We start from the raw sequence: 25,725 nt of genomic DNA, 5'->3' as shown, positions 1-25,725 counted from the left end.
AAGGGCCTGATGCGCCTGCTATCCCACCTCTCCGCTATCCTGGCGCTGCTTGTGCTGGCAGCCCAGCCGCTGGCAGCGCAATCGGTCCTGCGCGACGCAGAGACCGAAGCATTCCTTGATGAAATATCGGCTCCGCTGGTGGAAGCCGCCGGGCTGGAACCGGGTAATGTCGAGGTGGTGCTCATCAACGACCCGAGCCTCAACGCTTTCGTCGCAGGTGGACAGGCGATCTACCTCCACAGCGGCCTGATCGACGCGGCCGACAGCGCCAACGAAGTGCAGGGCGTTATCGCGCACGAACTCGGCCATATAACCGGCGGCCACATCAACCGTATCGGCGAAGGCTATGCCAAGGCAGGCAATATCTCGCTGCTCTCGATGCTCGCCGGCATCGGTGCGGCCCTCGCAGGCTCGACCGACGCCGCGATGGGCCTGATGATGGCCGGACAGAGCGCGGCAATAAGCTCTGTCCTGTCGTTCACCCGTACTCAGGAAGCCAGCGCCGACGCTGCGGGGGCGGAGTATCTTTCGCGCGCGGGCATTACCGGACGCGGCTCACTCACATTCTTCGGCAAGCTGTTGAACATGGAGATGCGCCGCGGCTTCAGCCAGGACGAGGAAGCGGGCTTCTGGCGCACTCACCCGCTCTCGGGCGATCGTATCTCCACCCTGCGCGGCACCTACGAGAAAGACCCCGCCTGGAACAGGCCGAGCGATCCCGCGATCGAGGCGCGCTTCCAGCGGATCAAGGCCAAGCTCAAGGGCTATGTCGCCGATCCCGAACACACCCTGCGCGACTATCCCGAAAGCGACGCGTCGACGCCCGCTCTGGTGGCACGCGCCTATGCCTATCACAAGCAGGCCAAGATGGAGATGGCACTCGATACGGCAGACAGGCTGATCGAGCGCCAACCGGCCGATCCGTACTTCCTCGAACTCAAAGGCCAGGTGCTGCTCGAATCGGGCCGCCCCGGCGAGGCGCTGGATTACTTGCGCGAAGCGACCCAGCTGAGCCGCTCGGAGCCACTTATCGCATCGCTCTTCGGACACGCACTGATCGCTACCGAGGACGAAAGCAATTACGAGGAAGCAGAACGCGTCCTGCGCGCCTCCGTCGGGCGCGACCGCTACAATCCTTTCGCCTGGTACCAGCTGGGCGTGGTGTATGCAGCACGGGGAGACATGCCCCGCGCACGTCTGGCCAGTGCGGAACAGCAGGTTATGAAGCGCGAATATGCGCTCGCCATGCGCAGTGCGCAGGCAGCCGAGGCAGGGCTGCCCGTCGGATCGCCCGACTGGCTGCGTGCCCAGGACATCGGGATGCAGGCACGCGCATTGCTCGAACAGCAGTGCGAAATGAGCAAGGATCGCAGCTGCCGCAGGCGGCGATAGGGCAGCAGGAACGGGGATAGGTCAATGGCACGGCATTTTGTAACAGCGCTGATCGCGCTGGTGTTCGGGTTTGCGGGCGCGGCCCTCTTCTCGTTCAGCGGATTGGGTAACTCGCAGACCCGCGAGTTTCTCGTCGCCAACCCCGACATCCTGCCCGCGATGGCGAACGCCTACCAGGAACAGCAATCGCGCGATTCGCTGGCCTCGATTTCCAGCGAAGTGACAAAGCCGTTCCCCGGCGCCGTCCTCGGCAATCCCGAAGGCTCGCGCACGCTGGTTAAGTTCACCGACTATGCCTGCGGCTATTGCAGGATCAGCACCGAAGATATCGATCGCCTGGTCTCCGACGATCCCGAACTGCGCGTGGTAATCCGCGAACTTCCGCTGTTCCAGGGCAGCGATGTGCCTGCACGCATGGCCCTGGCCGCAGCGAAACAGGGCAAGTTCGATGCGTTCTACCACGCCATGTTCGCGATGGAATCGACAGCGCCGGAAAATGTCATGGCGGCAGCGCGCGAGGCGGGTCTCGATCTTGCGGCGGCGCAGGAATACGGCGCATCGGAAGAAGTCACGGCAGAACTGGCACGCAACCAGGCGCTCGCCCAGCAGCTGGGCTTTTCCGGAACACCCAGCTGGGTGACGGGTGACAAGGCTTTCGAAGGCGCGGTCGGCTACGACCAGCTGGCGAAGGCGATCGGCGGCTAGGCCCTATTCCTCGATCGCCTTGGCGTACATCGAGGCAAGCGGCTTCGCCATCACGCGGCGTACCATCGGTTCGAAGAATTCCAGCGGCTCGCTCTCGTAATCGGGATCGAAAGCCGCCTGGTCGTACTTCTCGCAGAACTCCGCGCAGGCCTGGTAGTGCGGGTTGTCCTGGAACTTGTCGCGCACATTGCGGTCCATGCCGAGGTGGTGGAAGTAGTAATAGCCCTGGAAAGCGCCGTGATTCTGGCAGATCCAGTGGATTTCCTCGGTCACAAAGGGCTTGATGATGGAGGCGGCCACTTCCGGATGGTTGTAGCTTCCCAGCGTGTCTCCGATATCGTGCAGCAGGGCCATCACGACATATTGTTCGTCGCGCCCGTCACGGTGCGCACGAGTCGCGGTTTGGAGCGAATGTTCGAGGCGGCATACGGGGAAACCGCCGAAATCGCCGTCGAGCAGCTTGAGGTGATCGAGCACGCGATCAGGCAAGTCCTTGGCAAAAGCCATGTATTCCGCCCCGATGATCGCCCAGTCTTCCTGCGTGCCTTCCTTCATTTCGCGGAACTTGGCGCGTTCCTCGATCGCGTGGGTCAGGTTTTCGGGCTTGTTCATCGGCTCTCTCCCAAGTGCTTTCTTGCCATATATCCTAGCGACTGGCGCAGTGCGCGGCAATTGCGCTAGGGAAGCCTTACGATGGCCGTGCTGCCCTTTCGCCCTACGCCGTTCTTCGCGAACAAGAACCAGGCGTTCTGGAACCTCCAGCTCTTGGGCTGGGGCGGGGCGACGATGTTGCGTGTCATGTCGGCAGTGGCGAACGACCAGCCGGTCGAACGCCTCGTCATCATCCTGATCGCGACGATCACCGGCTTCTCGCTCAGCCTGATCCTGTCGGTCATCTACAATTACCTCATTGCGCAGAAGCCCATCGTGACCTGGGCCAGCACGGCCATAGTCCTCGGCTTTGCTACCGGCATCTATGCTTTCATCGACAGCTGGGTGCTCGAGGTGGCAGGCACCTCGTCGAGCGGCAGTTTCGTAAGCCTGTTCGTAGGCATCTACTTCTTCGACCTCACCCTGCTGGGGGCTTGGTCTGCGCTGTACTACGCGATCAATTTCTTCCTCCAGGTGGAAGAGCAATCGGACCGGCTCGAACGGCTGGAAACGCAGGCCACCAGCGCCCAGCTGGCGATGCTGCGTTACCAGCTCAATCCGCATTTCCTGTTCAACACGCTCAATTCGATCAGCACGCTGGTGCTGCTGAAACAGACCGAGCCGGCGAATGCGATGCTTACCCGCCTGTCCAGCTTCCTGCGGCACACGCTCGTCACCCAGCCGGGCGGCAAGGTGAGCGTGGCGCAGGAAGCGGAAACTCTTCAGCTTTATCTCAGCATCGAGAAGATGCGCTTCGAAGACCGTCTGCGAACCGATTTCCGGATCGAGGACCGCGCAGCCAAGGCGCAGATCCCGTCGATGCTGCTGCAGCCGCTGATCGAGAATGCGATCAAGTACGGCGTGAGCCCGCAGGAAGAAGGAGCTGAAATCTCCCTTCTCGCCCAGATCGTCGGCCCGCGGCTGCGTATCACAGTTTCCGACACCGGCCCCGGGGTCGACGTCGGAGGGCTGGCCGAAGATTTGCCGGCTGTGATGGCAACCCATAAGCGCCGCGATTCGACCGGCGTCGGCCTCGCCAATATCCGCGATCGCCTGGCACAGGCCTATGGCGACGACCACCGCTTCGAAATCCGCTCTCCGGAAACGGGCGGTTTCACCGTGCTGATCGAGATTCCGCACGAACTCGCCGACGATGAGGAGCCGCCTGCCGCACCGAAGAGGACTTTGGCTGCGAAACAAGCCAGTGCCTTGACCGTTAATCCCCCGTCTGCCCCCCAGAAGGTAAGTACCAAGCCATGACCATTCGCACGATCCTCGTCGACGACGAGAAGCTCGCCATACAGGGGCTCCAACTGCGCCTCGAACCTTTCGAAGATGTCGAAATCATCGAGACCTGCCAGAACGGACGCGAAGCCATCCGGGCGATCAAGACCCTGAAACCAGACCTCGTTTTCCTCGACATCCAGATGCCGGGTTTCGACGGCTTTTCCGTCGTCCAGGGCGTCATGGAAATCGAACCCCCGCTGTTCGTGTTCGTCACCGCCTTCCAGGAACATGCCATTCGCGCTTTCGAGGCGAATGCGGTGAACTACCTGATGAAGCCGGTGGACGAGGACAAGCTTGCCGACACCATCGAACGCGTCCGCCAGCGCCTGGCCGAAAAGAAGTCTTCCGACGAAGCCGATCGCCTGCGCGGCGTCCTTTCCGAAGTCGCACCCGAAGCGGTCGAAACGAGCGAGGATGATGCCGAGGCCGCCGGTCGTTACGAGAAGCTGATCAACGTCAAGGATCGCGGCCAGATATTCCGCGTCGAAGTGGGCACGATCGAGCATATCGAGGCTGCCGGCGACTATATGTGCATCTACACGGGCGATAATTCGCTTATCCTGCGCGAGACCATGAAGGACCTCGAACGCCGGCTCGATCCGCGCAAATTCCAGCGCGTCCATCGGTCCACTATCGTCAACCTCGACCAAGTCCGGCAGGTGAAGCCGCACACCAATGGCGAATGCTTCCTCGTGCTAGACAGTGGCGCCGAAGTGAAGGTGTCGCGCTCCTATCGCGATGTCGTGGCCCGCTTCGTCCACTGATGGGCTTCGATCTGGACGGATTCGACCTCGCTGCCTTCGTGCGCGAGACGCTCGCCGAGGATCTGGGCCAGGGGCTTCCGGGCGGCGGGCGTGACGTAACCAGCGAAAGCGTTATTCCTGCCGATGCTCGGTTTTCGGGTGTCATGGACACACGCGACGACATCCGCGTTGCAGGTCTCCCGATAGCCGAGGCTTTCTTCCGCACGCTCGACCCGCACATGGCGATCGAACTGCTGGTGGACGAAGGCGCGAGCGTTCCGGCCGGCACCGACCTGATGCGCCTCGAAGGCAACGCCCGCGCCATGCTGACGGCAGAGCGAAGCGCACTCAATACAGTCCAGCACCTGTCTGGCATCGCCACCATGGTCGCGCAATATGTCGCTACGATGGACAACCCCGACTGCACTCTGCTCGACACCCGCAAGACCATTCCGGGCCTGCGCCATCTTGAGAAATACGCGGTCCGCATGGGCGGGGGTGCGAACCACCGCATGGGCCTGTGGGACGCGGCAATGATCAAGGACAATCATGTTCTCGTCGCAGGCAGCGTTGGCGAGGCGGTCCGCCGCGCGGTCGAGGCTGGCGTCGAGGACATCATCTGCGAAGTCGACCGTATCGACCAGATCGAGCCAGCGCTCAACGCAGGGGCCACGCGCCTCTTGCTCGACAATATGGAGCCGTCGACATTGCGCGAAGCCGTCGAACTGGTGGCGGGCCGGGTTCCGACCGAGGCCAGCGGCGGCATCAATCTCGCAACGATCAAGGCAAAGGCCGCCACCGGTGTCGACTACGTATCCGTCGGCAGGCTCACCCAGAGTGCACCTGCCGCAGATATCGGTCTGGACTTTACCCCGCTGTAATTCGAGTGCATCCCCCTCAGGCGTGCGACAAGGGGGAAGCCGATGAAACCTGCTGCGATCAAGAAATTCGATTTGCTCTATCTGGGCTCGGTGGCCGTGTCCTTGCTCGGCGTGTTGCTGGTCTTCGACACCATGGTCGAGATTTCCAACGACGAGCTCGCCGCCCAGGGTATAGCGCCGATGGGACAAGGGTTCCTGATTGCCGGTCTGGCATTCTGGATTTTCATCTCTCTGGCACTGTGGTTCCTAATTTCGAAATTGCGGATCGAATTCGTCAAATACGTGCTCGCGCTCTTTGCCGCTTATGGCGTCTACGCGGCGGCGATGGGAAGCGGGGGCGAGGCGCCGATAGTCACCGTGATCATCAGCTGGATCAGTACGATCATGACGGTTGGTGCCGTGTATTTCCTGTTCACTCCAGAAGCGAAGGCCTGGTTCGCGCAGAAGCGAGGCTCGGGCGATTAGACGCGTTCTTATCGCCGCGTGGGTCATCGCCTCGCTGGGGTTTGCCAGCGTTGCCCAGGCGCAGGCCTATCAATGCCGCATTCCTGCGAACGTGGAGACGCCGCAGCTTCGCGCCGAAGGCCGCGCGCGGAACCTGCCCTTGACGGGCTACACCCTTGCGCTCAGCTGGAGCCCGGAGTTTTGCCGCTTCCGCGAAGACAACCAGCGTCATTCCAGACAGTGTTCCGGCAAACAGGGGCGCTTCGGATTTACCGTGCACGGCCTGTGGCCGAACAGCGGGCGTACATGGCCCCAGTGGTGTGCGCGGACACCGGTCAGCACCGATGTCCTCAAGCCAAACCTTTGCATGAGCCCCGATGCGTCCCTCCTTGCCCGCCAGTGGCAAAAGCACGGCAGTTGCATGACCCGGCGCCCGGCGACCTATTTCAAGGTTACGCGCATACTCTACAACGGTCTGCGGTGGCCGGATTTCGTGCGCATCAGCCGCGAGGACGATCTCACCGCCGGCACCATTCGCACCCGCTTCGCCGACGCCAACCCGGGATGGTTTCCCGAGGCTGTAGGCGTACACCTCGATCGCAAGGGATGGCTGGAAGAACTGCGCCTCTGCTACGACAAGCGCTTCATGCCCGAAGCCTGCGATGCGCGGCGCTACGGCGCAAAGGAAAAGCAGGCTGCGAGGATTTGGAGGGGGTTGTGAAAGGAATGCTCACGGCGCAGTCAGCGTCTATTCGAAAGCCTTTCGACCAGAGCATCGGTCCCGGCAGCGATGCCCGCAAGATAATCATCTTGCCTGACTTGGGGCAGGATCGAGTTTTGGATCACCGCTGAGCAGAACTCATCCGGCAACACCTCCTCAAGACCGTAGCCGACAGCGATCCTGACGCTGCGCTCGTTCGGTGCGACCAGCAGGATGACACCATCGTTCAAGTCTTTGCGCCCAATACCCCAGGCATTGCCCAGATCGGTCGTGTAATCCGCGATGTCGCGCCCCTCGAGGCTGCCGATGGTCACGACCACCATCTGGTGCCCGGTAGCCTTCTCGAGATCGACGAGTTTCCGACCGATTGCCTGCTCTGCTGCCGGCGTGAGAAGATCGGCATGGTCCGAAACCGGCCCAAGCAATTCGACCGACGGAACCGGACGGGACTCTTCCACCGCAACCGGAGCTGGATCGGCCTGCGATTGATCCAGGCATCCGACCAGTGCTGCCCCGAAAACGAGCGGAGCATAGACTTTAGGGGAGAGGCGCCTACTCATCGACGCGCCTTGAAAAATTCGCGCAGGATCTGTGCAGCCCTCGCCTCCCCGATCCCGGCGTAGACTTCCGGGCGGTGCAGGCATTGCTTCTGCTCGAACACCCGCGCGCCATGCTCGACCGCGCCTCCCTTCGGGTCGCTCGCGCCATAATAGACTTTAGCGACCCTCGCATGAACGATGGCGCCGGCGCACATGGCGCATGGCTCCAGTGTCACCCATAATTCGCAATCGGTGAGGCGCTCCAGACCGAGCGCTCCGGCAGCGCGGCGGATGGCGAGCATTTCGGCGTGAGCGGTCGGGTCGCAGGTCTCGCGCGGCATGTTGTGCGCTTCCGCGATGATCTCGCCAGCGCGGGTGATGACGGCGCCTACCGGTACTTCGCCCGTCGCTGCAGAAGCCTCTGCAAGCTGCAATGCGCGCTTCATGGGTTGCGGGAGGGTCCAGCCGGTCATAGGTAAGACCTCGCTAGCCCCCGGCGTGGCAGGGCGCAACGTGCTTGACGATTCGCACCCTCACCGCTATGCGCGCCGCTTTCCGGGATTTATGAGCCCCTCACCCGCAAATGCGGCCAAGGGAACTCGCCCGCCCATTCGAACGAAGAGACTGAACCATGTCGCGTATTTGCGAACTCACCGGCAAGGGCCGCCAGGTCGGCAACAATGTGAGCCACGCCAACAACAAGACCAAGCGCGTCTTCCTGCCGAACCTGCAGAACGTTACGCTGCTGAGCGAAAAGCTCGACCGCAGCTTCAAGTTCCGCGTTTCGACCCAGGGCCTGCGTTCGGTCGAGCACAACGGCGGTCTCGACAACTGGCTGCTGAAGACCAAGGACGAAAAGCTTTCGGCTAACGCGCTCAAGGTGAAGCGCGAGCTGAAGAAGGCTGCTGCAGAAGCCGCCTAAGGCTTCGCTGACTTACCTTATTGGAAAAACCTGAAGCGCGCGGGCCTACTCGCGCGCTTTTTGGCGTTTGCCGTTGCCGTCCGTTTCCCAACCCAATTTCAGGAGGATGGTGCGCTGGTAGCGCATGTTGTTGTCGTCCGAGACGAGCCACACGGTCCAGCTCCCGTCTGCTTCGCGCGCAACCGCTACCCCTTCGTAATTGTCGCTTGGAAGCGGGTCCTCGATCTTCGCCACCACCTGGGTCGCAAGCGCCTGACCGGGTCGAATCGCGCGCGGATCGGCAGTGACCAGCATGGCTGCGAAGCGCGGTGGCACACCCCACTCAAGCTTCCGCAGGACAATGAGCATTCTCCCGTGGGGTAGCTCTGTCGCGCCCGCCGGGCGGTAGTCCTCGTCCGCTTCGAGCAGAAAGCGCACCGGCTCTCGCCCATTTCCCGGCCCCGCCGGAAAGAGAACTGCTTCATGGCGTCCATCGGAGATCGCCGTCTCGGCAATCGCGATCATCCTTCCATCCGCGAAGCGCACCAGCGATTCGGCTCCGGCATTTGCGGGCCATTCGGCCATGGCGGCCGGCGCGAAGCTCTCGGCCACGATCAGCGGCCGCCTGATCCGGACAATTTCGTTCGATCGCTCGAAACTCGCCCAGACGTCATTTGTTTCCGGATCGCGGGCGAGGTCCTCAAGGTCGTTCTGGCGCTTGTCGTCGCGGACCGGTCTATCCAAGACCGCCAGGATTGGCATCGCCCGGGCCCGGTCCGGCTTGCCGATCGTCATCATGCGCCCCGAATCGCTGCCAAGCAGGAGCCTGTCGTCGATCCATTCGACCATGGCCGACCAGCCGCCGAACAGGTCGTTTTCGCTTTCGAGTACCCATGCCCCCTCGAGCGTCATTTCGCCGACGCGCTGGCTGTCGACTTCGAGTGCCGTGATCAGGACCGGCGCATCGAAATCATATTGCTTCGGAGGCGCGCGCATGAAGACGCTCGGCACGAAGCCGATTGTCACAAAAATGGCCAGGAGAAGGCGGGCCGGACGCAAAGCGGGGCTTGCTCGGTACCAGCCCGGTCAGGGCTGGGGCGGCAGGAAGAGGAGAGGATCGAGCCGGAAGTTCTTCCACTTCAGGCTCCAGTGAAGGTGCGGCCCCGTCGCCCTGCCTGACGAGCCGATACGGCCCAGCGGCTGGCCTTGCTGCACCCTGTCCCCTTCGCGGACGAAGAGCTCGGAGGAATGCAGGAAGGCGCTGTTCAGGCCCTGACCATGGTCGATGATCAGCAATTGCCCCTCGAGGCTGAAATCGCGCTCTGCCAGGACCACGACCCCGTCGGCCGGCGCGACATATGTCGTCCCGCTGCCACCGGCGATATCGAGGCCCGAATGATAGCTTCCCGGTTCGCCCCTGTAGACACGTTGCGAACCGAAGCGCCCCGATATCCGGCCAGTGGCCGGCCAGATGAAACTCTGCTTCCAGCCTTCGGAGCCCGTTTTCTTGAGGCGCGCATCCCAGATCGCATCGAGCTCGGGCCTGCGCTTTTTCATAAAGCTTTCGGAGGAGGAACGCGGGCGAAGGGCAACGTCGACATACTCGATATCCCAGTCGCGCGGAGCGACCTTGATCACTTCCTTCGCGTAGACGAGATTGCCGCTGGTCGCCTCGAACACCAGGGTGGACGGACTATCCCGGTCGAATGCTGCGAAAAACAGCCCGTCCGGATCGACCTCGATCTCTTCCTCTCCAAGCCTGGCCGTCCATTGGCCCGGCCCCAGATCGCCGCGCATCCAGCCGCCCTGCTCCAGCTCTCCGGTGAAGGTGAAGTCGACCGGTTTAGCCGGCTCGGCAGGAGGCTCCTGGACTACGCTTGGCGCTGGCGACGGCGCAGGTGCGGCCACAACATCGGGCTCGGCCACGGAAGCGCTCTGCGCCGGAGCGACGCAAGCGGCAGTGAGGATAAGGAGAAGTGGCGCGACCCTTTCGCGCCTCACGGTTTCAGGCGCTCCGTGGCGAGTTGCGGCGTCGCGTAGGCTTCCTGGTATTCTACCGACCAGTAGCGCAACTCGTCGAGCGGGATCGCCTCACCCGAGGCGGCGCAAAACACGTGCTGGCCTGCGCGCAGGACGCGAAAGCCGTTGGGACCATATTGCAGTTTCGCCTCGCCCGAAGCGGGGCCGGAATTCTTGTTCATCAGCATGGCAAACGTCCTAGCACTTCGCGCCTATCCGAACAAATCATCCTGTGCTGGCGGCGTTCCCTTGGCAGGACGCGTGGCGCGCGGCTTCGGGGCCTTGGGAGGGGGCGCTTTCCCGCCGGTGGTCACGGCAAGATCTCCGTCGCGGAATTTCAGGGTGAGGGCTCTCTCCTGCGCGGCCATCGCGTGCGTGGTCAGCGTCTTCCCGTCAGGTCCGAGCACGCGCACATAGCCACGTTTGACCACATTATCCGGATCGAGGGACACCATCAGGCGGGACACCGCAGTCAGGCGCTGCTGCGCCTGCTCGACCCGGCTTTTGAGTAGGGGAGCATTGAGCCGGGCGCGATCGGATTGCAGCCTGTCCCTTGCGCGGGCCGCCCGATCGCGGAGCCCGTTGGCGAGCCTCGCCGCCGCATCGTCCAGCCGCTGCGCCTGGGGCTGCAGCAGGACCTCCAGCTTGGGCATGCGCTGGACCCGGGCCTCCAGACGCTCGCGACCGAGATGCACGGGACGCAGTATGGCGCGTTGCTGCCGTGCGCCGAAATCGGCAAGCGTAGCGGCAAGTTCCTGCCGTACCGGCACTGCGATTTCCGCGGCCGCGGTCGGCGTCGGCGCGCGCCTGTCGGCAGCGTGATCGGCAAGAGTGGTATCGGTCTCGTGACCGACCGCGCTGATCGTCGGGATGGAGCATTCGGCTATCGCGCGAACGACCGCCTCTTCGTTGAAGCTCCACAAATCCTCGATCGAACCGCCTCCGCGAGCAACGATGACGAGGTCCGGCCGGTCGGGATGCCCGTCGGGTAGCGCCGAGAAACCGCGCACTGCGCCTGCGACCTGCTCTGCCGCGCCCTGCCCTTGTACGAGGACAGGCCACACGATCACACGGCTGGGGAAGCGGTCGGCAAGGCGGTGGAGGATGTCGCGAATGACTGCGCCGGTGGGCGAGGTCACCACGCCGATGGTACGCGGCAGGAACGGGAGTGACCGCTTGCGCCCCTCGTCGAACAGCCCTTCTGCAGCGAGGCGCGCGCGCGTCTTTTCGAGCAGCGCCAGCAAGGCACCTTCACCAGCCAGCTCCATCCGCTCGATCACGATCTGATATTTCGAGCGGCCGGGATAGGTCGTCAGCTTTCCGCTGGCGACGACTTCGAGGCCGTCTTCCGGCTGGAATGCGAGGCGCTGGGTATTGCCGCGCCACATCACACCGTCGATGACTGCCTTCTCGTCCTTGAGCGCGCAATACATGTGCCCGCTGGCCGCGCGTTTGACGCCGGAAAGCTCGCCGCGCAGGCGCACATAGCCGAACTGTTCCTCCACCGTGCGCTTGAGCAGGCCGGAAATCTCGCTGATCGAGAGCGGGGCGGCGTTGTCCCCGGCGCGCCCCTTCGCTACCAGACTGTCATCTTCGGAATCTGACGGGAAATCGGCGGGCATGAATATCCTTTTGCTGGGCGGCGGTGGTCGCGAACATGCGCTTGGCTGGAAACTGGCGCAATCGCCGCAATGCGACAAGCTGTGGGCTAGTCCCGGCAACCCGGGAATGGCCGAATGTGCAGAATGCATCGCTCTCGATGCGGGCGATCACGCAGCGGTGGAGCAGTTTTGCCGCGACAAGTCCATCGGACTGGTCGTGATCGGCCCCGAAGCGCCGCTGGTGGACGGGCTGGCAGACGATCTGCGCGCAGCAGGCGTGGCGGTGTTCGGTCCCTCCAAGGCGGCCGCACAGTTGGAAGGCAGCAAGAGCTTCACAAAGGAGTTGTGCCAGCGTGCCCGCATCCCGACCGCGCGGTTCGAACGCTGTACCTCGCTCGAGGCGGCCTGGGGTGCGCTCAAGAAATTCGACCCGCCATTTGTCCTCAAGGCAGACGGTCTTGCGGCAGGCAAGGGTGTGGTCATTGCCGAAACCCGCGAGGAAGCGCAGCACGCCCTTTCCGAAATGTTCGACGGCAAATTCGGCAGCGCCGGCAGCGAAGTCGTGATCGAGGAATTCCTGCAGGGAGAGGAGGCGAGCTATTTCGCTCTCACCGATGGCGAGACCATCGTCCCGATCGGGAGCGCACAGGACCACAAGCGCGTGGGCGAGGGCGACACCGGCCCCAATACCGGCGGCATGGGTGCCTATTCGCCCGCCCCGGTTTTGACCGACGCGCTGAAAGACCAGGTCATGCGCGAGATCATTGAACCCACGGTCCGGACCATGCGCGAAGAAGGCCACCCCTATTCAGGCGTCCTTTACGCGGGTCTCATGCTGACAAAGACGGGTCCGCAACTGATCGAATACAACGTGCGCTTCGGCGATCCGGAATGCCAGGTGCTGATGATGCGGCTTGATAGCGATTTGGTCGAGATCATGCACGCCTGCGCGGAAGGGAGGCTCGGCCAGATCGATGCGCCGCGCATGGCGGACCAGTTCGCGCTGACGGTCGTCATGGCTGCAGAAGGCTATCCCGATACTCCGAAGAAGGGCGGCGCCATTCATCTCGGCAATGCGGAAACGGACGGGGCCAAGGTCTTCCATGCAGGCACGAAGATGGCAGATGGCCAGCTTGTCGCGAACGGCGGCAGGGTGCTCAACGTGACCGCAAAAGGGGCGAGCGCGACCGAGGCCCAGCGCAATGCCTACGCCGCAGTCGACGCCATCGATTTCGCGGAAGGATTCTGCCGCCGCGACATCGGCCAGCGAGAGGTCAGGCGCGAGCGGGGGTAGGGAAGGCCGCTAAAGCGCTCTGAATGATCGACCACGCATTGCGCTTGCAAATTTGCGAAACTTCGCGGCAAACTGCCTTGATGATGAAAGCTGCTTCGCAATTTCGCTTCGCTTTGATTGCTTCTGCAGGCATCGCGCTTGCAGCTTGCCAGTCCGCCTATCCGGAAAGCGAAACCGCAATGGCGAGCGCCGCCCCATCGGACATGGCGCACGACAATCCGCTGGCCTTCGCGCAGGGCGCCTGCGGCGGATGTCACGCGGTCGAGAAACCGTGGCTTTCGCCCAATCCGGCCGCCCCGACCTTTGCCGATATTGCCAATCGCGAGGGCGTGACCGAGGAAACGCTACAGACTTATCTCACCGACGCGCATAATTATCCGCTGGTGATGGATTTCGATCTCGATCCCGAGCAGGCGGCAGAACTTGCCCACTACATCCTCAGCCTGAAGGACGAGGATTACCACACGCCCCCGTCCTGATAGGGCCTCAGCCGAGCTTTTCGGCGACGAGCGCCTTCAGGTCCTTCTCGCTGCGTGCGCCGATGTGGCTGATGATTTCGGCCGCACAGATCGCACCCATCCGCAGGCAGGTCTCAAGGCTTTCGCCGCGTGCGTGGCCGGTAAGGAAGCCCGCGGCGAAGAGGTCGCCCGCGCCCGTCGTATCCACGACCTGCTCGATCGGTTCGGCTTCGATTGCCACGCGCTCGCCATTCGCAATGCCCACGGCACCCTTGGCGCTACGCGTTGCGACGAGGACGGGGACCTTATCCGTCAGCGCGGCGAGGCCGGCGTCGAATTCGTCTTCACCGGTCAGGGTCGCCAGTTCGTGCTCGTTGACGAAGAGGATATCGATCTTGCCCTCTTCGATCAGGGCGCGGAAATCGTCGCCATGGCGTTCGATGACGAAGCTTTCGCTGGCGGTGAAAGCGACCTTGCGGCCGGCTTCGCGGGCGACGTCGATCGCACGGCGCATGGCGCTGCGCGGTTCTTCCGGGTCCCAGAGATAACCTTCGAGATAGAGGATTCCCGCGCTGGCGATCAGTTCGTCATCGAGCGCAGCGGGGGGCAGGAACTGGCTGGCGCCGAGGAAAGTGTTCATCGTCCGCTCGCCATCGGGCGTCACGAAAATCAGGCAGCGGGCGGTCGGCGGATCGCCTTCGCGCGGCGCGGTGTCGAAATCGATCCCGACGGCGCGGATGTCGTGGCTGAAAATCTCGCCCAGCTGGTCGCTGGCAACCTGGCCGACAAAGGCGCACTGCGCGCCGAGCGAGGACATGCCCGCCAGCGTATTGGCCGCCGAACCGCCGGAAATCTCGGTCGCGCGGCCCATGGCATCGTAGAGTTCCTTCGCGCGCGGCGTATCGACCAGGGTCATGCCGCCCTTGGCCAGTCCCAGTTCTTCGATGAGATCGTCTTCGCAAGGGGCCATGACATCGACGATAGCGTTGCCGATTGCGATGACGTCGTAACGGGGCTGGGACATTGGTACTCCGGGAGGTCTGAAAACGGTGTGTCGGGCGCCGTTAGCGCTTCGTCGGGCATTGGCCAAGGGCGGCGTTGACTTGCGCCGCCCATCCGCGCAATCGCAGGCAGGAGATGATATCGCTTCCCCGCGCCCTTACCCTGTCACTCGGCCAGTTGGGCGATCCGGCCATCGTCAAGGTGCTGGTAAAGAGCGTGGCCGTCACGATCCTGATCTTCCTCGCCTTGGGTTCTGTAGTCCTCACGGCGCTTTACAGAGCACTTCTAGCCTATGGTGTAGAGCTTAGTGCAGAGATCAGCGCCATTGCCGCCGTCCTGCTTACAGTCGTCGCCGGCTGGCTGCTGTTTCGCTTCGTGGCACTGTTCGTCCTGCAGTTCTTCGCCGACGAGATCGTGCGGGCTGTGGAGGCGCGTCATTACCCCCATGCGGCAAGCGTAGCCGATCTCCCGTTTCGGCAGGAGCTGGTAAATAGCATGCGATCGACACTCCGGGCGCTGCTGGTGAACCTTGCCGTTTTACCGTTCGCCCTGATCCTGCTGGTCACCGGCGTGGGGACAGCAATCCTGTTCTGGGTCGTCAACGGCTGGCTGCTCGGCCGCGAACTGCAGGACATGGTGTGGCTGCGTCATCGCGGACATGCGCAGGAGATTGCGCCGATTTCGGCCGCGCAGAGGTTCTTCCTCGGCGGCACGGTGGCGGCGATCCTACTCGTGCCCTTCGCCAATTTGCTCGCCCCGGTAATCGGCGCGGCGAGCGCAACCCATATGGTCCATCGCGGGAGACACACCGATGCGTAACCTCGCCCCGCTGCTGCTGGTCGCCACCGGGCTTTCCGCCTGCGTCAGCGCCCCGCCCGCACCTTCGGCCCCGCCGCCGCGCGCACCGGTCACGACGCCCCCGCCCCAGCAACCGGTCGAAGTCGCCCCGTCTTCTGGAGGCTTCATCGCCCCGCGGGTCATGAATGTCCCCGGCCTCGAGGGTGTAATCGGCAAGAATGCGACCGCGCTCGCCAATATCTTCGGCCCGCCGCGGCTGGAGGTGAAGGAGGGCGACGCGCTGAAACTGCAATTCACCGGGTCGGCCTGCGTGCTCGATATCTACCTCTACCCGCTGTCACCCGGGGCGCAGCCCAGCGCGACCTATGTATCGGCGCGCAGGGCCAGCGATTCCCTTGACGTCGACCGCGCAGCTTGCGTCGCTGCGCTGCGTCGGTAAGATGAAATTAACAGCGTAATACTAGGGAAATCGGGTCCATTCAGGGGGACTTGGAACAATGAGTACGCAATTCGACCAGATCGCCGAACAGGCTGCGGCAGACGGCAAGGTCACTCCCGAAGAAGTTCTGCGGCTGCGCCGCGAATGCTGGCCCGATGGTATCATCACCAGGGCAGAGGCGGACGCGATCTTCGCGCTCAACGACAAATTGACCGAGCGCGGCCCCGAATGGACCGAGTTTTTCGTCGAGGCGCTGAGCGTTTTCGCGGTCATGCAGCTCGAGCCAAAGGGCTATGTCAGCCAGGAAAATGCAGACTGGCTAGTCAGCAGGATCGACCATGACGGCGAATTCGGTTCGATGGCCGAATGCGAACTGGTCGTGAAGATTTTCGAGCGCGCGAAGAACGTCCCCCAAAGCCTGAAGGACTGGGTGATCGAGCGCATCGAAGATGCCGTCCTGAACGGCACCGGACCGACCCATCGCGGCGGCCAGATGGAGAAGGGCAATGTCACCGCCGCCGAAGCGCAAATCCTGCGCCGCGCGATCTTTGCCCCCTCCAGCGCACGCCCGGGCGCGGTGGGTCGATCGGAAGCCGACCTCCTTTTCCGCCTGAAGGACGCCACCCTCCACGCCGACAACGACCCAGAATGGAAACGCCTCTTCGTGCAGGGTATCGCCAGCTATTTGCAGGGATTTCACCTACCCAACGCCCAGATCAGCCGCGAACGCGCTGCCGAACTGGACATTTTCATGGCCGATACCTCGCGCAGCGTCGGGCGGTTCGTCGGTCGCATGGCCAAGGCTTCGCCCAATGTCTTCGGACAGGTCTTCGGCAAGCGCGGCACTGCCCCGTCGATGGAAAATCGCATCGTCGAAGCCGAGAAGGTCACCACGACCGAGCAGGCCTGGCTCGACGGCAAGATCCACGCCGACGGCGAAGTCGACGACTACGAACAGGCCCTGCTGGATTTCCTCGCGGAAGGGTGAGTCGGCGGAGCCGGGTGGACCGGTTCAGACCATGAAGCTCTCGCCGCAACCGCACGCGCCCTTGGCGTTGGGGTTGTCGAATACGAAACCGGCGGAAAAATCGTCCTCCACCCAGTCCATCGTGCTGCCCACGAGGTAAAGCACGCTGGCACCGTCGATGTAAAAAACGCCGCCGGGGGTCTCGATCTTCTCGTCGAACTTGGCCTCTTCGGTGACGTAGTCGACCGAATAGGCAAGGCCCGAACACCCGCGGCGCGGGGTCGAAAGCTTCACGCCGATGGCATCGTCTGGAGCCTTGGCCATGAGATCGGCAACGCGCTGCTCGGCACGCGGCGTCAGGTTGACGGCGGCCTTGGGGGCGGGGCGGGTGCTTGTCTCGGTCATTACAGTCTCTTCTGCCAGAATAGCGCGTGGCCCTTGTCCGGGTCCAGTTCATAGTCGCCATAGCCTTGGGCGGTGTAGAGCCCCTTGGCGGGGTGGTTGCCGCTGAGGACTTCGAGCGTCACCTTGCAGGCGCCGATGCGGCGGGCCTTTGCATGGATGGCATCGAACATCGCTTTGCCGACGCCCTTGCCGCGCTGGCCATCGCGAACCACCATGTCGTGGATGTTGACCAGCGGTTTTGCAGCGAAGGTCGAATAGCCGGTGAAGCAATTGGAGAGGCCTACCGCATCATCGCCATCGAAGGCGAGGATCGAGAAGGCGCCGGGCGTCTTCGCAAGGCCCGGAATGAGGCTTTCACGAACCTCGTCGCCCAGCGGCTCGCCACCACCCATCGGATCGCGGGCGTAGCAGTCGAGTAATTCGACCACCGTGCTCGCATCGCTTTCGTCGCCATAATCGGCAATCCGGGTGGTGATTTCGCCCATCAGAGCATGCCCAGTTCGAGCCGTGCCTCGTCGGTCATCTTGTCGGGGCCCCACGGCGGATCCCAGACGAGGTTTACTTCCGCATCGCGCACGCCGGGAACGCTGGCGGCGCGCAATTCGACTTCGCCCGGCATGGTTTCGGCAACCGGGCAATGCGGCGTGGTCAGCGTCATGGTGACGATCACATCGGCCTCGTTCGACACCTCGACGCCGTAGATCAGGCCGAGGTCGTAGATGTTCACCGGGATTTCCGGATCGTAGATTTCCTTCAGAGCATCGACGACCGCCTGCTGGAGCTTGCCGCCGGTACCCGTAATGCTTTCGGCTTCCGGCTTCTTCTGCAGGAAGCCTTCGAGGTAATCCCGCTTGCGCTCCAGCTTCTCTCCCGCTGTCTCGTCGGGGTCGATCGCATCCGACACACGCGCGCGCGGAGGTTTTCCGACTACCGTGTCCGCCGGCGATGGTGCGGCAATGAAATCCTTGTCGTCAGACGGTTTGTTCATCCGAAGATCCTCCGGGTCCTTTCGATGCCCCGCATGAGGGCGGCAATGTCGTTTTCGTCGCTGTAGAGGCCGAAGCTGGCGCGTGCGGTTGCAGGCACGCCGAGATGCTCCATCAGGGGCTGTGCGCAGTGATGGCCTGCGCGGATCGCCACGTTCTCTTCATCCAATATGGTGCCTAGATCGTGCGGATGAACCCCTTCGAGCGCGAAGGAGACGATCCCCGCGCTTTCTTCGGGTCCGAACAGGGTCACGGCATTGGTGCGGCGCAATTCCTCGCGCAGCTTACGCGCAAGGCCGTTCTCATGCTCGTAAAGCTTGTCGGGATCGTGCGCGGCCACATAGTCGATTGCTGCATGCAGCGCGATCGCCTCGGTGATCATCGGCGTTCCCGCTTCGAAACGCTGCGGCGGCGGGGCGTAGGTGGTGCCTTCGAACGAGACCTTGTCGATCATCGCACCGCCACCCTGCCAAGGGGGCATGGCGTCGAGAATGTCCTCACGCGCCCACAGGACGCCGATACCGGTCGGCCCGTACAGCTTGTGGCCCGAGAAGGCATAGAAGTCGCAATCCAGCGCCTTCATGTCGAGCGTCATGCGCGGTGCCGCCTGGCACCCGTCGAGCAGGATCTTCGCGCCCACCGAATGGGCGAGGTCCGCAGCCTTGCGCGCATCGAGCACGCTGCCGAGGACGTTCGAGACATGGGCCAATGCCACCAGCTTGGTGCGCGGGCCGATCATGGCCTCCAGCGCGCCGAGATCGATGCAGCCGTCTTCGGTCAGCGGGCAGACGTCGATCTGCGCGCCCGTGCGTTCGGCCACCATCTGCCAGGGCACGATGTTGGAATGGTGTTCGAGCGTCGACAGCACGATGCGGTCGCCTTCGGTCAGCCGGGTCATGCCCCAGCTTGCGGCGACGAGGTTGATCGCCTCGGTCGCGCCGCGCACGAACACGATCTCGTTTTCCGACTGCGCGCCGATGAAATCCGCAACGCGCCTGCGAGCGGCTTCATAGCCCTGCGTCATCATCGCGCTGCGCGAATAGACGCCGCGGTGAACCGTCGCGTAATCCTTGCCCATGGCGCGCGACATGGCGTCGATCACCGCCTGCGGCTTCTGCGCCGTGGCGGCCGTGTCGAGGTAATGCCAGGGCGCGCCGTCAGGCGTCAGCAGACCCGGGAAATCGACCTTGCGCGTGAGGGTTGCCGTGTCGCTCACAGGTGCTTGTCCAGCTTGTCGAGCGCGATGCGCAGCAGGCGTTCCTGTTCGGCCTCGTCGTCCACTTCCACCAGCGCATCGCCGATGAATGCCTGCACCAGCAGGCGCCGCGATGCTTCGGGCGAAAGCCCGCGCGCAGCCATGTAGAAGCGCGCGTTCTCGTCCATCTGGCCGACGCTGGCGCCGTGTTCGCACTTCACGTCGTCGGCGAAGATTTCCAGCTGCGGCACGGCATTCACGCTCGCGCCCTTTTCAAGCAGCAGGCCTTTGAAGCTTTGCGCGGCATCGGTTTTCTGCGCGTCGCGAACCACGTCGATCCGGCCGAGGAAATTGCCCGTGCCCTTGCCCCAGTGGACGCTGCGCACGATCTGGTTGCTGGTTGCGTTCGGCTCTTCATGAGCGACCCGCGTGACGAACTCGCGCACGGTCGAACGGCCGCCCACGGTGATGCCGCCCATTTCGAAGTGAGCCCCCTCGGCGAGGGTCAAGACAACTTCGACCCGGCCCAGCTGGGCACCGGCGATGACGCCGAACAGTTCGAAACGCGCGCCCTTGCCGATCTTGACCCGCAGTCGGCGCAGTTCGACCCCGTCGGGATCGGAATTCTCGTCGGAGATAACCAGCGTTTCGCGCACCGTCTCGCCGGCGGGGACATCGATGTCCTGCCAACGGTCGAATGCACCGAGGTCCATGCCGGCCAGCGTATCCGTGTCGGAATAGCGCCAGGCCTCGTCCTTGCGGGTGGGGAAGGCGACGTCCTGGGTCATGCAGGCTCCGCCATCACCGCGTCATAGCCTTCGTTCTCGAGGCGCAGCGCAAGGTCCGGCCCGCCGGTCTTGACGATGCGGCCCTTGCTCAGGATCGAGACCTTGTCGGGCTTCACCACGTCGAGCAGGCGCTGGTAGTGCGTGATCAGCAGGACACCCTTGCCGCTGTCGCGCATGATCGCATTGATGCCGTCGCCCACCACGCGCAGCGCATCGATGTCGAGACCGCTGTCGGTTTCGTCGAGCACGGCGAAGGCGGGGTCGAGGATGCCCATCTGGACCATTTCGGCGCGCTTCTTTTCGCCGCCGGAAAAGCCGACGTTCACGTTGCGCTTGAGCATGTCCATGTCGAGCTTCAGCAGGGCTGCCTTTTCCTTCGCCACCTTCAGGAACTCGCCGCCCGAAAGCGGTTCTTCACCGCGGCCCTTGCGCTGCGCATTGAGCGCCTCGCGCAGGAACTGGACGTTGGACACGCCGGGGATTTCGACCGGGTACTGGAAGCCGAGAAACAGCCCTGCCGCAGCACGCTCGTGCGGTTCCATGTCGAGCAGGTCCTGGCCGCGGAAGGTGACCGAGCCGCCCGTCACTTCGTAGCCCGGACGGCCGCCGAGCACGTAGGACAGCGTGGACTTGCCTGCGCCATTGGGGCCCATGATGGCATGGATTTCGCCCGCAGCCACTTCCAGGCTGAGGCCGTTGAGAATGGTCTTGCCGTCGATTTCGGCGGTGAGGTTTTCGATTTTCAGCATCGGTATGTCCTGTTTGTGCCGCTTAGCTATTGGGCACCTGGTCCTGCGCCGTATTGTCCGCGATTTCCGATCCCGGGCAGCGGCGCATCTCGAACTGCATCATGCGCGTCAGGCGCAGCAGCTCGGTCGAATAATTCATCAGGGCGAGGCGATCTTCTGCGCTATACTCGTCCTTGTCGTGGATGTGCTCCAGCTTCGGGCCCTGTGTGGCTGCGAAGTCCTCGCGCTGGTTGCGAAGCTCGGTGACGCGCGCCACGCAGGCGGTGTCGACCGTCGTTTCCTGTTCCGCACGATACCGGCGATGATTTGACAAGCCGGAGGCGATCAGGGCGTCGAGATCGGCGCCCCGCGCGACATGGATGCGGCGCACTGTCTCGAAGATTTCGGCGACCTGTTCGGGGCTGGCTTCATCGGTACGTCCGCGCTCGGACAAGCGGTCGTTAGCGCCCTGCTCCAGCTTGGCTGCCTGCTTCGCGCAGCGCTGGATATCGCCGCGATACTGGTCGGAAAATCCGCTGCCGTCGCCGACGATGTAGTTCCCGCTCTTGAGGCAGCTGTAATAGTCGTCGACGAAAGCGCCGATTAGGCTCGGATATTCGAGTGCCCAGGTCTCGGAATCCTCCGCATACTCGGCCGTGACAGTTTCGCCTGCTTGGGCCCCGACAAGCAGGAGGGAGGCGGCGGTAGCAAGGATCATCGGCTGGCTCCTTCGTGATCGGCGCGGCGCTGGCGCTTGTCGGCGATACGGCGGCGCATGCCGAGCGTGATGCGTTCGAGCACGGCATCCATGTTTTCCAGGATGTCCTTGGCGGCAATGCGCATCACGCGGATGCCGACCGCCTCGAGACTCTTGTCGCGGCGCTTGGCAAGCGTGTCGTTCTGACCTTCCTCGTCGATGGCGATCGCCATGCCGAGCTTGTGGCAGTTGAAGTCGACGATTGCGCTGCCGACGACGGCGTGGCGCTTGAAGGTGAAGGGCCCCATGTTGGCGCTGGCAAACTTCTCGGCGAGCGCCTTGTGCGCCTCGGACGAGTGCCGCCGCATCTCGCGCGCCTGTTCGTGCAGCGCATCGAGCCGCTTTTCGGAAATCTCCCAGCCGCGGCCTTTCTTCTTGATCGAAGGCGTGTCGTCCGCCGTTTCCGACGGGTCGGGGAGTTGAAGGGTTTTACGTTCGGTCATGGCTCAGGCCTTCCCTTCAAGGTATCGCGACAAGAGGTCCGAGCCTTCGCAACGAACATACGTTTCTTCGAACCATTCGGTTTTCAGATGGAGGGTTTGGTTTTTCGAAAGAGCCAAGGATATCGTCGTTTCAGACAATTCGCCAAGGTCATCCCAAACACCGTGAAGCACATTCGCTTCGGTCTGCTCCCCCTGTGCTCTTGGCGCGAACTGCGACTCCCAGAAATACAGCCGGTCGGAATCGATAAGGACGGTGCCCGTGGTTCGGTCACCGCACTGACTCAATGTAGTCGACCATTCGCCCTGAAATTCCGTTCCGATTGAAGGGGAAGGTTGCATTGCCGCAGCTGCGAAGATTGCCGAAAGGATCATCACCCGACGCTCCCCTCGAGCGAAATCGCCAGCAGTTTCTGCGCTTCGACGGCGAACTCCATCGGCAGCTCTTTCAGCACGTCCTTGGCGAAGCCGTTGACGATCAGCGCCACGGCCTCTTCCTCGTCCAGGCCGCGCTGCATGGCGTAGAACAGCTGGTCGTCCGAAATCTTGGACGTCGTGGCTTCGTGTTCGATCGTGGCCGAGGGGTTCTTCACCTCGATATAGGGCACGGTGTGCGCGCCGCATTTGTCGCCCAGCAACAGGCTGTCGCACTGGGTGAAATTGCGCACGTTGTCGGCATTGGCCGCCACGGCAACACGCCCGCGATAGGTGTTGTTCGACTTGCCCGCCGAAATACCCTTGGAGATGATCGTCGAACGGCTGCCCTTGCCATTGTGGATCATCTTGGTGCCGGTATCGGCCTGCTGGAAATTGTTGGTCACCGCGACCGAGTAGAACTCGCCCACGCTGTCTTCCCCGTTGAGCACGCAGGAAGGGTATTTCCACGTTACCGCGCTGCCGGTTTCGACCTGCGTCCAGCTGATCTTGGAGCGCGCGCCCTGGCACAGGCCGCGCTTGGTCACGAAATTATAGATCCCGCCGACGCCTTCGGAATTGCCCGGATACCAGTTCTGGACGGTCGAATACTTGATCTCGGCATCCTCCATGGCGACCAGTTCGACCACGGCGGCATGGAGCTGGTTCTCATCGCGCATCGGCGCGGTGCAGCCTTCGAGATAGCTGACGTAAGAGCCCTTCTCGGCAACGATCAGCGTGCGTTCGAACTGGCCGGTATTCTCGGCATTGATGCGGAAATAGGTGCTGAGCTCCATCGGGCAGCGCACGCCTTCGGGCACGTAGACGAAGGTGCCGTCCGAAAAGACCGCGCAGTTGAGTGTCGCGAAGTAGTTGTCCTTCTGCGGCACGACCTTGCCGAGCCATTTCTTCACCAGTTCGGGATATTCCCGGATCGCCTCGCTGATCGAGAGGAAGATGACGCCCGCCTTCTTCAATTCCTCGCGGAAAGTGGTCGCGACGCTGACGCTGTCGAACACGGCATCGACGGCGACCTTGCGCGCCCCTTCGACCCCGGCGAGCACTTCCTGCTCTGCCACGGGAATGCCGAGCTTGTCGTAGACCGCCTTGATCTCAGGATCGAGCTCGTCGAGCGACTTGAGCTTTTCCTTCTTCTTGGGCGCGGCGTAATAATAGGCGTCTTGGTAATCGATTTCCGGATAGCCCAGCTTCGCCCAGTTCGGCTCTTCCATTTCCTGCCACAGGCGGAAGGCCTTTAGCCGCCAGTCGAGCATCCATTCCGGCTCGTTCTTCTTGGCCGAGATAAACCGGACCGTGTCTTCGGTCAGGCCCTTTTCGGCATATTCGGTCTCGATGTCGGAGGACCAGCCATGCTCGTACTCGGCCGCTTTTTCGGCAGCTTCACGCGCATCCTTGTCCACTTCCGCGCGGTCCTGGATGTCCATGTCTTCGCTCACGCGAGTTCCTTTTCCTGCGCCAGCTGCACAAGGCTGATATCAGCCAGCGCCCTGCGCAATGTTTCGTTGACCAGCGGCCAGTGCGGCCTGACCCGGCATTCATGATCGACCGAACAATCGGTTCCCTCGACACAGGCGGTAAGGGCGATGGGGCCTTCGACGGCCTCGACGATATCGGCAAGGCTGATCGCCGCAGCCGGTCGGGCCAGCTGCAAACCGCCGCCCGCGCCGCGTACCGAGCGGAGCAGGCCTGCGCCCACGAGCTTGCTGACCAGCTTCTGCACAGTGGGTGCCGGAAGGCCGGTTTCCGCTGCCAGTTCGGACGCACTCACCCTGCCCCCGCCGCAATGGCGGGCCGCTTGGCTCATCGTGACGACAGCGTAATCTGCAAGGTTCGAAAGGCGCATGGTCTAAATCGGACGAATCTGTTCCGATTAGCCACGTATGGGCGCAAACCCGCGGTTTCAACGGATTTCCGCTTGTTGCGAGTCGTTAGCAGTTACAGGCTAGCCGGGGGTTCGGCCGAGCTGGCGATCCTGGCTGCCGCCGAACAGATCGACCGAGGAGTATCCGTCAGGGCCAAGCATATCGCGCACCGGGGTTTCCTTGTTCACTTCGAGCCGGCGCGGCGTGCGCCCGGTGAACTCGCGGATTTCCTTGATCATGTGCGCCTGGTCGTAAAACGCATCGCGAATCTCCGCTTCGAGTTCGGGGGCCAGCTGCGGAAGCGACAGGATCGTGGCGGCGCGAACCGCACGATAGCGGCGAATGAGGCGGACGGGCGGCTGGCCGAAGAAACGCGTGACGAGGCGCTGCATCTGCCGTTCCGAATAGGGCAGCTTGTCCTGCAATTCCTCGATATCCGGCTTGAAGGAAGAGGACAGCCACTGGAGCGTCGTGTCGATCACCTGGACATGGCGCTCTGACAATTCGCCGAGGCCGCAGCGCACGATATCGGCAAGCTCGTCCAGCCCCGCCTTCTCGTCCATTTCGCCTTTGCGCATTGCAAGTGGCAGCGCCGTCAGACGGTCTTGCAGCTCTGGCGCGAAGGCCTTTTCGATCGGCACGAAGCAATCGTGGTACTCGTTCACGGGCAGGCCCGTCAGTGCAGCCCAGCCGCGAAAATTGAGCGAGAAGCCCAGCATCAGCATGGGGCCGTGAATATGGAATTCGCGCGCTTTCAGCAGTGCGCCCTGCATCACGACATCTCCGGTCCGCGAAGCCTTGCCCTTCTCGAAGAAGATATCCGCCGTGCCCTGGGGCACCACGGCGAGCTGTCCGGAATAGGCAGGCAGCCAGTCCTGGAAACCGGGAGCTTGCGCCCGGAAGACATACAGCGAATTGCAGTAAGGCTTCAGGTCCGCTGGCGCTTCGACGAATTCAAAGCTGTAAGGAAGGCCCTCTGCCCCGTTCGGATTTTCCAACCTTTGTCCCCCGCGACCCGATCTCTCAGGCGTGCGCAGTACCTAGCGATACGCAGCGCACCAGGCAATTGTCCTATGTTTATGTCTGGAATGTGACAAGATCGAAGAAGAACGGAAACCCTGTTCGACAAAAAAAGGGCGGCCCGTTGAGAGCCGCCCTCTATAGTAGAGAACTCGTTGCAAAGCTGCTCCGAGCCCTTCGGGTCGCAGGTGCTGAATAGAACGAGTCGGCCAAACTTTGATTGTATGCATGCGACACACCGTCGCTTACCGTTGATTTTGGCGGATT

33 protein-coding genes are annotated in these 25,725 nt (G+C 62.8%); 13 read left to right on the top strand and 20 right to left on the bottom strand.

Annotated features, from left to right (window positions below; genetic code table 11):
- The first annotated feature begins 9 nt into the window (after window positions 1-9).
- Together K3179_RS05565 and K3179_RS05560 are read left to right on the top strand one after the other, a co-directional pair.
- Window positions 10-1,392 carry a M48 family metalloprotease gene (locus K3179_RS05565; protein ID WP_221562831.1) on the top strand — a complete coding sequence of 461 codons (1,383 nt, stop codon included), beginning with the start codon at window positions 10-12 and terminating at the stop codon, window positions 1,390-1,392.
- Window positions 1,393-1,416: 24 nt separating this feature from the next.
- A complete protein-coding gene (locus K3179_RS05560; protein ID WP_221562830.1) occupies window positions 1,417-2,097 on the top strand; it encodes a DsbA family protein in 681 nt (226 codons plus the stop codon).
- Window positions 2,098-2,100: 3 nt separating this feature from the next.
- Here K3179_RS05560 and K3179_RS05555 read toward each other — a convergent pair whose 3' ends face one another.
- Window positions 2,101-2,709 carry an HD domain-containing protein gene (locus K3179_RS05555; protein ID WP_221562829.1) on the bottom strand — a complete coding sequence of 203 codons (609 nt, stop codon included), beginning with the start codon at window positions 2,707-2,709 and terminating at the stop codon, window positions 2,101-2,103.
- An 81-nt stretch (window positions 2,710-2,790) separates the two neighbouring features.
- Between K3179_RS05555 and K3179_RS05550 the strand changes: the two genes are divergently transcribed.
- The 5 genes from K3179_RS05550 to K3179_RS05530 all read left to right on the top strand — a co-directional run bounded on the left by K3179_RS05550 (window position 2,791) and on the right by K3179_RS05530 (window position 6,824).
- A complete protein-coding gene (locus K3179_RS05550) occupies window positions 2,791-4,008 on the top strand; it encodes a sensor histidine kinase (protein ID WP_221562828.1) in 1,218 nt (405 codons plus the stop codon).
- Entirely contained in the window at window positions 4,005-4,799 is a 795-nt protein-coding gene (locus K3179_RS05545) for a LytR/AlgR family response regulator transcription factor (RefSeq protein ID WP_221562827.1), read from the top strand. The genes K3179_RS05550 and K3179_RS05545 overlap by 4 nt, the downstream gene beginning before the upstream one ends.
- Entirely contained in the window at window positions 4,799-5,659 is an 861-nt protein-coding gene (nadC, locus tag K3179_RS05540; RefSeq protein ID WP_221562826.1) for a carboxylating nicotinate-nucleotide diphosphorylase, read from the top strand. The genes K3179_RS05545 and nadC overlap by 1 nt, the downstream gene beginning before the upstream one ends.
- Window positions 5,660-5,701: 42 nt before the next feature.
- Window positions 5,702-6,124 carry a hypothetical protein gene (locus K3179_RS05535; RefSeq protein WP_221562825.1) on the top strand — a complete coding sequence of 141 codons (423 nt, stop codon included), beginning with the start codon at window positions 5,702-5,704 and terminating at the stop codon, window positions 6,122-6,124.
- A gap of 139 nt (window positions 6,125-6,263) precedes the next feature.
- On the top strand, window positions 6,264-6,824 hold the full coding sequence (locus tag K3179_RS05530) for a ribonuclease T2 family protein (RefSeq protein WP_345722139.1): 561 nt from the start codon (window positions 6,264-6,266) through the stop codon (window positions 6,822-6,824).
- A gap of 20 nt (window positions 6,825-6,844) precedes the next feature.
- On the opposite strand, the gene K3179_RS05525 is transcribed toward K3179_RS05530, so the two are convergent.
- Both K3179_RS05525 and K3179_RS05520 read right to left on the bottom strand, forming a co-directional pair.
- A complete protein-coding gene (locus K3179_RS05525) occupies window positions 6,845-7,384 on the bottom strand; it encodes a TPM domain-containing protein (RefSeq protein ID WP_221562824.1) in 540 nt (179 codons plus the stop codon).
- On the bottom strand, window positions 7,381-7,836 hold the full coding sequence (locus K3179_RS05520) for a nucleoside deaminase (RefSeq protein ID WP_221562823.1): 456 nt from the start codon (window positions 7,834-7,836) through the stop codon (window positions 7,381-7,383). Before K3179_RS05520 ends, K3179_RS05525 begins: the two co-directional genes overlap by 4 nt.
- Window positions 7,837-7,994: 158 nt before the next feature.
- On the opposite strand from K3179_RS05520, the gene rpmB reads away from it, so the two are divergent.
- Entirely contained in the window at window positions 7,995-8,285 is a 291-nt protein-coding gene (rpmB, locus tag K3179_RS05515) for a 50S ribosomal protein L28 (RefSeq protein ID WP_100260042.1), read from the top strand.
- A 45-nt stretch (window positions 8,286-8,330) separates the two neighbouring features.
- Here rpmB and K3179_RS05510 read toward each other — a convergent pair whose 3' ends face one another.
- The 4 genes from K3179_RS05510 to xseA form a co-directional block, all read right to left on the bottom strand.
- Window positions 8,331-9,290, bottom strand: a complete 960-nt coding sequence (locus K3179_RS05510; RefSeq protein ID WP_221562822.1) for an esterase-like activity of phytase family protein — start codon at window positions 9,288-9,290, stop codon at window positions 8,331-8,333.
- 60 nt (window positions 9,291-9,350) lie between these two features.
- Window positions 9,351-10,190 (bottom strand): M23 family metallopeptidase, encoded by an 840-nt coding sequence (locus K3179_RS13565; protein WP_345722135.1) that lies wholly within the window; start codon window positions 10,188-10,190, stop codon window positions 9,351-9,353.
- Between the two features lie 71 nt (window positions 10,191-10,261).
- Window positions 10,262-10,471, bottom strand: coding sequence for a DUF2093 domain-containing protein (locus K3179_RS05500; RefSeq protein ID WP_090476968.1), 210 nt, complete (start codon window positions 10,469-10,471; stop codon window positions 10,262-10,264).
- Window positions 10,472-10,495: 24 nt separating this feature from the next.
- Window positions 10,496-11,905 (bottom strand): exodeoxyribonuclease VII large subunit, encoded by a 1,410-nt coding sequence (xseA, locus tag K3179_RS05495; RefSeq protein ID WP_221562820.1) that lies wholly within the window; start codon window positions 11,903-11,905, stop codon window positions 10,496-10,498.
- Between xseA and purD the strand changes: the two genes are divergently transcribed.
- Together purD and K3179_RS05485 are read left to right on the top strand one after the other, a co-directional pair.
- Window positions 11,904-13,178, top strand: a complete 1,275-nt coding sequence (purD, locus tag K3179_RS05490) for a phosphoribosylamine--glycine ligase (protein WP_221562819.1) — start codon at window positions 11,904-11,906, stop codon at window positions 13,176-13,178. The two genes, xseA and purD, sit on opposite strands and share 2 nt — an antisense overlap.
- Before the next feature lie 80 nt (window positions 13,179-13,258).
- The gene (locus tag K3179_RS05485) at window positions 13,259-13,657 is read left to right on the top strand and encodes a hypothetical protein (RefSeq protein ID WP_247712803.1); all 399 of its coding nucleotides are present in this window, start codon (window positions 13,259-13,261) and stop codon (window positions 13,655-13,657) included.
- Window positions 13,658-13,664: 7 nt separating this feature from the next.
- Here K3179_RS05485 and K3179_RS05480 read toward each other — a convergent pair whose 3' ends face one another.
- On the bottom strand, window positions 13,665-14,660 hold the full coding sequence (locus K3179_RS05480; RefSeq protein ID WP_221562818.1) for an adenosine kinase: 996 nt from the start codon (window positions 14,658-14,660) through the stop codon (window positions 13,665-13,667).
- A 113-nt stretch (window positions 14,661-14,773) separates the two neighbouring features.
- On the opposite strand from K3179_RS05480, the gene K3179_RS05475 reads away from it, so the two are divergent.
- From K3179_RS05475 to K3179_RS05465, 3 genes are read left to right on the top strand one after another with little or no spacing between them, the layout of a single operon-like run.
- On the top strand, window positions 14,774-15,457 hold the full coding sequence (locus K3179_RS05475; RefSeq protein ID WP_221562817.1) for an EI24 domain-containing protein: 684 nt from the start codon (window positions 14,774-14,776) through the stop codon (window positions 15,455-15,457).
- Window positions 15,450-15,875, top strand: a complete 426-nt coding sequence (locus tag K3179_RS05470) for a hypothetical protein (RefSeq protein ID WP_221562816.1) — start codon at window positions 15,450-15,452, stop codon at window positions 15,873-15,875. The genes K3179_RS05475 and K3179_RS05470 overlap by 8 nt, the downstream gene beginning before the upstream one ends.
- A gap of 58 nt (window positions 15,876-15,933) precedes the next feature.
- Window positions 15,934-16,863: a hypothetical protein gene (locus K3179_RS05465; protein WP_221562815.1), complete on the top strand. Its 930-nt coding sequence runs from the start codon at window positions 15,934-15,936 to the stop codon at window positions 16,861-16,863.
- Between the two features lie 24 nt (window positions 16,864-16,887).
- Here K3179_RS05465 and K3179_RS05460 read toward each other — a convergent pair whose 3' ends face one another.
- The 12 genes from K3179_RS05460 to K3179_RS05405 form a co-directional block, all read right to left on the bottom strand.
- Window positions 16,888-17,247 (bottom strand): HesB/IscA family protein, encoded by a 360-nt coding sequence (locus K3179_RS05460; RefSeq protein WP_100260052.1) that lies wholly within the window; start codon window positions 17,245-17,247, stop codon window positions 16,888-16,890.
- Window positions 17,247-17,732 carry a GNAT family N-acetyltransferase gene (locus tag K3179_RS05455; RefSeq protein ID WP_221562814.1) on the bottom strand — a complete coding sequence of 162 codons (486 nt, stop codon included), beginning with the start codon at window positions 17,730-17,732 and terminating at the stop codon, window positions 17,247-17,249. The genes K3179_RS05460 and K3179_RS05455 overlap by 1 nt, the downstream gene beginning before the upstream one ends.
- Window positions 17,732-18,235, bottom strand: a complete 504-nt coding sequence (locus tag K3179_RS05450; RefSeq protein WP_221562813.1) for an SUF system Fe-S cluster assembly protein — start codon at window positions 18,233-18,235, stop codon at window positions 17,732-17,734. Before K3179_RS05450 ends, K3179_RS05455 begins: the two co-directional genes overlap by 1 nt.
- Window positions 18,232-19,449, bottom strand: coding sequence for an aminotransferase class V-fold PLP-dependent enzyme (locus K3179_RS05445; RefSeq protein ID WP_221562812.1), 1,218 nt, complete (start codon window positions 19,447-19,449; stop codon window positions 18,232-18,234). Before K3179_RS05445 ends, K3179_RS05450 begins: the two co-directional genes overlap by 4 nt.
- Complete coding sequence (locus tag K3179_RS05440; protein ID WP_221562811.1) at window positions 19,446-20,216, bottom strand: SufD family Fe-S cluster assembly protein; 771 nt, start codon at window positions 20,214-20,216, stop codon at window positions 19,446-19,448. Before K3179_RS05440 ends, K3179_RS05445 begins: the two co-directional genes overlap by 4 nt.
- Entirely contained in the window at window positions 20,213-20,965 is a 753-nt protein-coding gene (gene sufC, locus K3179_RS05435) for a Fe-S cluster assembly ATPase SufC (protein WP_221562810.1), read from the bottom strand. The genes K3179_RS05440 and sufC overlap by 4 nt, the downstream gene beginning before the upstream one ends.
- Window positions 20,966-20,987: 22 nt before the next feature.
- Window positions 20,988-21,662, bottom strand: a complete 675-nt coding sequence (locus tag K3179_RS05430; RefSeq protein WP_221562809.1) for a hypothetical protein — start codon at window positions 21,660-21,662, stop codon at window positions 20,988-20,990.
- Window positions 21,659-22,144, bottom strand: a complete 486-nt coding sequence (locus K3179_RS05425; RefSeq protein ID WP_221562808.1) for an endonuclease domain-containing protein — start codon at window positions 22,142-22,144, stop codon at window positions 21,659-21,661. Before K3179_RS05425 ends, K3179_RS05430 begins: the two co-directional genes overlap by 4 nt.
- A gap of 3 nt (window positions 22,145-22,147) precedes the next feature.
- Complete coding sequence (locus tag K3179_RS05420) at window positions 22,148-22,516, bottom strand: hypothetical protein (RefSeq protein ID WP_221562807.1); 369 nt, start codon at window positions 22,514-22,516, stop codon at window positions 22,148-22,150.
- Window positions 22,516-24,000, bottom strand: a complete 1,485-nt coding sequence (gene sufB / locus K3179_RS05415; protein WP_247712881.1) for a Fe-S cluster assembly protein SufB — start codon at window positions 23,998-24,000, stop codon at window positions 22,516-22,518. Before sufB ends, K3179_RS05420 begins: the two co-directional genes overlap by 1 nt.
- An 8-nt stretch (window positions 24,001-24,008) precedes the next feature.
- Window positions 24,009-24,419, bottom strand: a complete 411-nt coding sequence (locus K3179_RS05410; protein ID WP_090477000.1) for an SUF system Fe-S cluster assembly regulator — start codon at window positions 24,417-24,419, stop codon at window positions 24,009-24,011.
- Window positions 24,420-24,518: 99 nt separating this feature from the next.
- On the bottom strand, window positions 24,519-25,436 hold the full coding sequence (locus K3179_RS05405) for an AraC family transcriptional regulator (RefSeq protein ID WP_221562805.1): 918 nt from the start codon (window positions 25,434-25,436) through the stop codon (window positions 24,519-24,521).
- Window positions 25,437-25,725 lie beyond the last annotated feature (289 nt).

The organism is Qipengyuania intermedia (genome assembly GCF_019711615.1).
In the GTDB taxonomy this organism is placed as follows: Bacteria; Pseudomonadota; Alphaproteobacteria; order Sphingomonadales; family Sphingomonadaceae; genus Qipengyuania; species Qipengyuania intermedia.
The sequence above is the reverse complement of the archived record's forward strand: the minus strand, read 5'-3'. Positions and strand labels throughout refer to the sequence as shown.